General features: G+C 74.8%; 5 protein-coding genes and 1 pseudogene. 1 reads left to right on the top strand and 5 read right to left on the bottom strand.

The features are described 5' to 3' along the window. The 5 genes from AB0M46_RS16720 to AB0M46_RS16740 form a co-directional block, all read right to left on the bottom strand. Window positions 1-966, bottom strand: coding sequence for a hypothetical protein (locus tag AB0M46_RS16720; protein WP_363336779.1), 966 nt, complete (start codon window positions 964-966; stop codon window positions 1-3). 20 nt (window positions 967-986) lie between these two features. Next, window positions 987-1,931 (bottom strand): lipopolysaccharide kinase InaA family protein, encoded by a 945-nt coding sequence (locus tag AB0M46_RS16725; protein WP_363336781.1) that lies wholly within the window; start codon window positions 1,929-1,931, stop codon window positions 987-989. Continuing rightward, on the bottom strand, window positions 1,928-2,680 hold the full coding sequence (locus AB0M46_RS16730; RefSeq protein ID WP_363336783.1) for an NUDIX domain-containing protein: 753 nt from the start codon (window positions 2,678-2,680) through the stop codon (window positions 1,928-1,930). Before AB0M46_RS16730 ends, AB0M46_RS16725 begins: the two co-directional genes overlap by 4 nt. Window positions 2,681-2,804: 124 nt before the next feature. Continuing rightward, window positions 2,805-4,640 carry a winged helix-turn-helix domain-containing protein gene (locus tag AB0M46_RS16735; protein WP_363336785.1) on the bottom strand — a complete coding sequence of 612 codons (1,836 nt, stop codon included), beginning with the start codon at window positions 4,638-4,640 and terminating at the stop codon, window positions 2,805-2,807. 795 nt (window positions 4,641-5,435) lie between these two features. Next, entirely contained in the window at window positions 5,436-5,777 is a 342-nt protein-coding gene (locus AB0M46_RS16740) for an MmcQ/YjbR family DNA-binding protein (RefSeq protein WP_363336787.1), read from the bottom strand. Window positions 5,778-7,517: 1,740 nt separating this feature from the next. On the opposite strand from AB0M46_RS16740, the pseudogene AB0M46_RS16745 reads away from it, so the two are divergent. Continuing rightward, window positions 7,518-7,626: pseudogene (locus AB0M46_RS16745) on the top strand (alpha/beta hydrolase); the annotation flags it as partial.

Below are 7,626 nucleotides of genomic sequence, written 5' to 3' on the forward strand. Positions count from 1 at the left end.
CTACAGCCGCTCGACGCTGACCGGGCCGGCCAGGTCGGTGGGGGTGGCGCCGGTCGCGGCCGGGGCACGGTCGCCGCCGATGCGCGCGAGGGCCTTGCCCACCGTGCCGGCCGCGGCCGAGCCGATCTCGTCCAGGTCGGCGAGGCCCTCGTCGAGGTCGATGCGGTCCTCGCCGAGGCCGACGGTCAGCGCGATCGTCTCGCAGACCGCGTCGAGGTCGTCGAGGGCGATCACGTTCTGGCCGAGCAGGTCCCGCCAGAAGTCGAGGATGGTCGTGTTGCCCGCGTACGACGAGCCGGCGGGCAGGATGTAGTACGTATCCCAGGTGCGCCGGACCTCGTCGACGATGGCCCGCAGGTCGATCGCCTCGCCGAGCCGGTCGCCGATGACCTTGCGCACCTCGGCCGGCTTGACCCGCGGGTAGGCGTGCTCGTCGCCGATGATGAACAGGTACCCGCGCCGGCCCCGCTTCTCGTAGCAGTCGATGCTGGTGTGCCGGGCCATGAAATAGAGCGCCAGCTCGTACGACTCGGTCATCTGGCCGCCCCCGCCGCCCTCGAGCAGGAACCGGCCGAGGTTGTCGTCGAGGCGGTTGTCCGACTCGAACTGCCCGATCTGCAGCGGCGCGCGGTCGCAGGTGGCGTCGCCGATCGCGCCGAAGAGGATCTGCGGGTCCTGGGCGTAGCCCTTGCGCAGCAGCAGGCCGAGCAGCTTGGGGAGCTTCTGCTGCAGCACGCGCGGGACGGAGCCCATCGAGCCGGTCACGTCGAACAGCACCGCGATGGCGACCGACTCGGGGTGCTCGTCGGAGTCGCGGCTCTCGCGCAGGGCGACGCCCTTCGGGTCGAGGGCCTTGTGCACGGTACTGGCGCCGGAATCGCTGTAGGCGAAGGCGCTCGTGCCGGTGGTGCGCCGGTAGCGGTCGGCGGCGTCATAGACGTCGGTCGACCAGGATCCACTGCCCATGGTGTACCTCCAGTGCTGGATCAGATGGTGAACGGTCGGAACTTGCGGGGGCCGTACAGCCGGTGCAGCAGCTCGTCGAGCTCGGCCAGCAGCCCCCAGGCGTCGTCCGGCCGCTGACGGGGCGAGGCGAGCCGGCAGCCGTCGGCGAAGCGGCGCAGCGCCTTCGGTGCGCGCTCGCCCATCAGCCCGGACATCAGGCCGGCCGCCATGGCCAGGTCGGTGTACGGACCCGGGGTGCCGCGGTCGAGGACCTCGGCGGGGTACCGGTCGCGGTGGCGGGGCACGATCGCGGCGATCCGCTCGCCGGGGGCGCTCGCGCTGTAGCACCAGTCGACGAGCACCACGCCGTGCTCGTCGGGCTCGATGAGGACGTGCTCCGGCAGTACCGCGCCGTGGATCACCCCCGCCCGGTGCGCCAGCCCGAGCGCGACCAGCAGCCGCCGCCACATCCACGCGGCGTCGCGCGGGTCGAGCCCGTCCGGCCGCCGCTGCTGGACCTCGGCCAGGCTGTGCAGGTTGGTGGCCGAGACCCCGATGACGTTGCCGCGGTACACCTTGTCCGTCTTGTGGCGAAACGCGTCCACGAGCCGCGGCACGTACGGCAGGTACCGCGGGTCGCCGTGCTCGGCCAGGCGGCGCAGGGCGGCGGCCTCGCGGGCCATGAGGTCGTTGCAGGACGGGTCGCGGACCAGCTTCAGATGGCCCTCCGGCACCTTGTACAGGTTGGCCAGGTCGCCGCGGTGGTCGAGGACGGCGGTGGAGTACACCCCGCGCCCGCTGCGGATCGTCCCGCGGCTGCGCCACAGCTCGGCCAGGCGCGTGAAGGCCTTGGTGCCCCGCGGCCCGGCGGCGTCCGGGTGGACCAGCCGGGCCAGCCGCAGGTACCGCTGGTGCGCGTCGGCCCCGCCGAACAGCTCCTGCGCGCTGGCCCCCTCGACCAGCGCGATGGCCTCGTCGGTGTTCATCGCACCGTGTCCTCCCGGCTGGGCATCAGCAGGGCGGGGTGCAGCAGCTGGGCGTCCCCGGCCCGGTAGAGCTTGGCCCGGGGTCCGCCGCGGGCGCCCCCGCGCTCGGTGGTGGCCCCGGTGCTCTCCACGAAGCCGGGCACGGAGAGCACCTTGCGGTGGAAGTTCCCGGCGTGCAGCGGCTCGCCCCACACCGTCTCGTACACGGCCCGCAGCTCGGCGATCGTGAACTCCTCGCCGACGAACCTGGTCGCCAGCGGCGAGTACTCCAGCTTGGAGCGGGCCCGGTCGAGCCCGTCGGCGAGGATCGTGGCGTGGTCGAAGGCCAGCGGCGTGGGCAGGTCGTCCATCGGCATCCAGGCCGCCGCCCGCGCGTCGCTGCCGGCCACCGGGTCGGGCAGGTGCGGCGCGAAGGCCAGGTAGGCGACCGAGACGATCCGCATGCGCGGGTCGCGGTCGGGCGTGCCGTACGTGGCCAGCTGCTCCAGGTGCAGCCGCCGGTGCGCGGTGGCGACGCCGGTCTCCTCGGCCAGCTCCCGGGCCGCGGCCGTGGGCAGGTCCTCCCACTCGCCGACGAACCCGCCGGGCAGCGCCCACGCGTCCTGCTGCGGCGGCGCGGCGCGCCGCACGAGCAGCACGTGCAGCCGCCCGTCGCGGATGGTGAACGCGACGACATCGACGGTGACCGCCACCGGCGGGAAGGCGCGCGGGTCGTAGCCGGCGAGGAAGTCGTCATCATCGTTCGTCATGGCCCGTGTCCTTCTCACTTCGAGTATTTCTCGAACTGAGAACAACATAAGGCCGACGGGTGCCGCGCGCAATGTCGTTGCCGTCACTGGCCCTTAATGCCGGAGATGTCCGGTCTGTTGGCCTTCAGGCGAGCCGGGCGCGCAGGTGATGCCCGCGGGCGGCGGACACCTGGGCGGCGACCGCGGCCCGGACCAGCCCGCTGCGATGCCGCACGTGCCCGCCGGGCCCCTCCACCAGCAGGTGCGCGTGCACCAGCCGGTCGACGGCCCCGAGCACGTCGTCGAGCTCCAGCCCGCCCGCCGCGGCCAGCTGCTCGACCCGCAGCGACCCGAGCGCCGCGGTCAGCCGCAGGATCTCCCAGGCGGCCGGCGGCATCCAGCGCGTACGCTGCCGGGCCAGGTGCATCGCCACCTCCCCGGCCAGGTCCGCCGGCAGGTCCCGCCCGGCCGCGACCAGCGCGGGAATGCCGCCGCTGGCCTCGAGCACCTCCGGCTCGAGATCGGCGTCGCCGAGCGGCGCCAGGCGCAGCACCAGGTCGGCGTCGAGCGCGCCGAGGGGGCGTTCGGCGATCGCGGACGGGTAGCGGTACGACACCACCACCCGCACCCCGCGCTCCCGCAGCCAGCGCAGCTCGGCCACGGAGTCGGCGTCGAGGTGCTCCGCGTCGTCGATGGCGACGATGGGGCTCAGGGTTGCGTGGTACCGCAGCAGCTCCAAGATCCCGTCCAGCTCGGCCGGCCGCAGGTGCCTGCGTTCGCCCATCGCCGCGTCGAGCACCTCGTCCGCCGGCGCGCCGAGCTGGTGCAGCGTGGTGCGCAGCCATCCGAGCCGCAGCGCCCCGCCGGGCCCCGGCCCGCGCCCGAGCCCGACGCGCCCGGGGTGCAGCTCGCGAAGCCGCCCGAGCAGCGCGGACTTCCCCGCCCCGGCCGGCCCGACCACGTGTACCGCACCGGGCCCGTCAGCCAGCGCCGCCAGCTCGGCCCCGCGCCCGGCGAACCCCTTCCCCGCGCCGCCTTCGCGTTGTTCACCGCCCTTGCTGCGTTCGCGTTGTTCGCCGCGTTCGCGGTCTTCGCGTTCGCCGTGTTGGGCGTCTTCGCGTTCGCCGTATTCGCTGCGTTTGCCGCCTTCGCTGTTGGCGGCCGGGAGCTCGCGGACAACGGCCAGCCGCGCGCGTGTCTCGGCCTTGCGCCGGTCCCCGCGCCGCCGCTCGTACGCCGGCGGCCCGCTCTCCAGCCCCGACAGCAGCGACTCCCGCAGCCCGGAGGTCTCACCGGCCGGCGCGATCCCGAGCCCTTCGGCGAGCGCGCCGCGGCACCGGTCGTACCACCGGATGACCTCTTCGGGCCGCCCGAGCGCCGCCCCGGCCCGCATGGCCAGCCGGTACCCCCGCTCGGCGAACGGCTCCAGCTCCACCGCCTCCCGGCTCAGCCGCTGCGCCCGCCCAGGGTCTCGTTGCAGCGCGTGCTCCGCGAGGTCCAGCAGCGCCCCGACCAGCACACTGCGCACCTCGGCCCGCGCGGGTGCGGCCCAGTCGGCGTACTCGTCCTCGGCAAACGGCAGGTCCCGCGCCAGCCGCACGACCTCCTCGCGCACGTCGACCCGCCCGGGCTCGGCCTCGGCCACCCGCGCCGCCACCCGCAGCTCGGCCAGGTCCAGCCGCGCCCGATCGGTGGCGAACACGTACCCGCCGGCCCGCGTCACGATGAACGACCGCGCCGTGGGCACGCCCGGCTGCAGCACCCGGCGCAGCACCGACACGTAGTGCTCGAGCGCCGCCGCATGATTGCCGGGAAGCTCTTCCCCCCAGACCGCGTCGGCCAGCGCATCCTTGGACTGCACCCGATCGTGCCGAGCCGCGAGCACCCCGAGCACCTGCCGCGCCCGCCGAGGCAGATCGTCCCCGGTCAGCCGCCGCTCACCCCCTGGCGCACCCTCAATGATCTCGATGCCCCCGAGCACCCGAACTTCCACGCCCGCTGCGATCGGCAGCTCCCTCGCCCACCTGAGCCGTCCCACGGTGCACTTCGGGTCCCCCTGGGGTGCACTTCCGCGCCGCCGGGGGACCTGTCCTGGCGCATGCCCACGGACAACTGCGTGCTTCCCTTGCCGCCGGCCTGATCTCCACTGTCCTCTCCGTCATCGACTGAACCACAGGCCGCCCGAACCCTGCGCCGCACGGAGATCCCTGATTCCGTGCGCGCCGCGCGTCAACACCGACGACGGTGCAAAGCCGCGCCCAGCTGCCGCCGCGCTCGTCCGGGCCCGCGCTCGTCCGCGCCGGGTCCGCGTCCGCCGTGCCCGAGCGCGTCCGGGGCCTGCGCACGCCTGCGCCGGGCCCGCGCCGCGCGTGCGCCCGAGCTCGTCCGCGTCTGCCATCGCCCGCGTCGCGCCCGCGCCCGTCCATGCCGGGCCTGGTCCTCGCCCGTCCACGCGGGCCTGGTCCCCGCCCGCGCTCGTCCGCGCCCCCTTCCCGCCCACGATCGGGCTCCCCGTGCTCCTGCCCGGCCTACCCATCGGCCTCGCGCTGTGGTCTCGCGCTCGCCCCCTGCCGGCGTGGGCTTCTGCGCCGGTCTGGCTCCGTCGTGGCCCCTGGAGTCCGGCCGCGGCGTCCGGGTGTCGCGCCCGGGCCTGCCCGGCGTGGGTAGGAGGGCGCCGCGCCGGGGTCAGGCCCGCGGCAGGTTCAGGCCGGCCGTTGCGCGGTCGGTGGCAAGGCCGTGACGTGACGTACAACTGCGGCAGTTTCAAGAAACGGCATCAGCACAACGGCAGCTCCGCTCGCGCCACGATGAGCCGCGGCGCCGTCATCCTCCAGGCCTCGGTGATCAGGTCGGCCAGCTCGTCCTCGTGCGCCTTGCGCAGCCGCACCTGCACCCAACTGATCCGGCCGGACGTGTGGGCCTTCTTGTAGGCGCGCGGGTCGTCCTCGACCAGCGCGGCCTGATCCTCCCTGGACGCCTTCACGAGCATCGTCCAGTCGTCGGCGCACAGGTATGCGAAAGCCTTGTCCCGCACCCGGAAGCCGACGTGGTTGCCGTGCTGGCGCTCGTCGACCTCGGGCAGCATGAGAACCATCCGGAGCGCCGCTTCGACGCTCACCCCGCGTACGGTCCGCAATCCCATGACTCTGGTGTAACAGGCGGGTACGACACTTTTCCTGGGATCCGATTTTCCCCATTTGGCAACTTTGCCGGGCACGTCCGGTCAGACCCGGCATCCGCGCAGCTCGCGGCCTCCGCCGCCGAAAAATGTCGGTGGGGCTCGCTATCGTGTCGCCCGTCGGTACCCACCCCGGCATCACACCCCGGCGGAACGAGAGGCGCGGCGATGAGCGAGGACAGGTACGTCACACCCGATGCGTGGCGGCGCAAGCTGCTGCCCCGCCGCGGCGGCGCACCCGTCGGCTACACGCCCGATCCGGACGCGGCGGACATCGTGGCGAAGAAGCTCCAGGAGGTGCTTCCGGACGGGCGAGAGACCCTGGAGCACCGGGGCACGCCCCCGGACGTCGGCGCGGCGGGGCTCGCCGTGCTCGACGGCGCGCACGACCCGGCCCCGCTGGGGGTCGCGGCCGTCGGGGCGCTGCTGCTCGCGCGGAAGGAGCGCTGGCCGACCGCACCCCCGTGGGCGGTGGCCGACGACTGGGTGAGCGGCCGGGGGCTGGCCTTCGCCGTGTGTGCCGCGGTGGAGCTGGTCGACCTGCGCTTCCCCAACGCCCACGAGCAACGCGGGGCCGTGATCGGGCCGGCGCCGATGCCGCGGCACGGGCGGGACCGGCCGCCCCGGCACTGGGACGGCTCGGCCGTCACGACGCTGCTGCACCGGCTGCGGCTGGCGATGGCGACCGCGCCGGAGGACGACTATGCGGCGGCGGTGGAGGCGCTGGGTCGGATGCGCGCCGGCAAGCCGGCCCCGCACCAGCAGGTGGTCGCCACCTTCCTGGCCCCGACCCAGGAGGATTGGGTCCGGCGGGACATCGACGCCACCGCGGCCGGGGGCAACGCCGAGTGGACCAACCTGCTGCTCACCGCCTGCATCACCCGGCCCGAGCAGGCGCGGCCGCTGTTCGCCGGCCACGTCGCCCGGCACCTGATCGGCTCGGCGGAGCATCTCTGCACGCTCGCCGAGGGGCTGGGCGCCGACGGGCTGCCGGTGCTGCTGGAGCTGCTCGCCCTGGACGCCGCCTGGGGCGACGACCGGCCTCCGCTGCTGTCGGCGATCGCGGCGGTACCGCACGACGAAGCCTTCCGGACCCTCGCCCAGCGGGCCGAGGAGCGGGACGTGCGCCCGGCGCTGACCGAGGCCGCCGAGCGGTTCCCGCGGCGGGCCATGCGGCTGCTCGCGACCGAGCCGGGCACCGGGCCGCGCGGGGCCTACCTCGCCGAGCTGCTGCGGGCGCTCGCGATCCGGCACCGCGACGCGGCCCGTGAGGTGGCGGCAGAGCTTCCCGACGCGGCGGCCCGGCGGCTCACGGCGATCACCGACCGGCTCGACGCCGTCACCGAGGCCCCGCAGGAGGCGCTGCCGCCGCTGCTGGCCGACCCGCCGTGGGCCCGCGCCGCGAAGCCGGCCAAGCCCGTGGTGGTCGCCGGGCTGACCTGCACCGACCCGGTCGCGCTCGACTGGGCGCCGGGTGAGCGGGAGGCCTGGGCGCGATACTCGCCGCCGTCCTGGCTACGCCACGCCCGCGACCACGCCCGCGTGGCGGAGGACCTCGAGGCGGGGCGGCCGGGCACGCCGTACGACGTCGCCGGGTTCTTCCTGGGGGCGCCGGAGGCCGTTGTGGTACCGCTGCTGGGGCTGTGGCGGCCGGACTACCTGGTGGGCCCGTCGCAGGACTGGCTGCGGGCCGTGGAGTACCGCGACTACGAGGCGTGCTGCCGCGCGGCGATGCAGATCCCGCAGGCGGCGTTCTGTGCGCTGGAGACGTACCGGTGGGCGGTGCGCT

The organism is Dactylosporangium sp. NPDC051485 (genome assembly GCF_040682015.1).
Taxonomy (GTDB): domain Bacteria; phylum Actinomycetota; class Actinomycetes; order Mycobacteriales; family Micromonosporaceae; genus Dactylosporangium.

Coding starts and splice junctions, on each gene's coding strand:
- AB0M46_RS16720 (WP_363336779.1), bottom strand. CDS start 966: ATGGGCAGTGGATCCTGGTCGACCGACGTCTATGACGCCGCCGACCGC.
- AB0M46_RS16725 (WP_363336781.1), bottom strand. CDS start 1,931: ATGAACACCGACGAGGCCATCGCGCTGGTCGAGGGGGCCAGCGCGCAG.
- AB0M46_RS16730 (WP_363336783.1), bottom strand. CDS start 2,680: ATGACGAACGATGATGACGACTTCCTCGCCGGCTACGACCCGCGCGCC.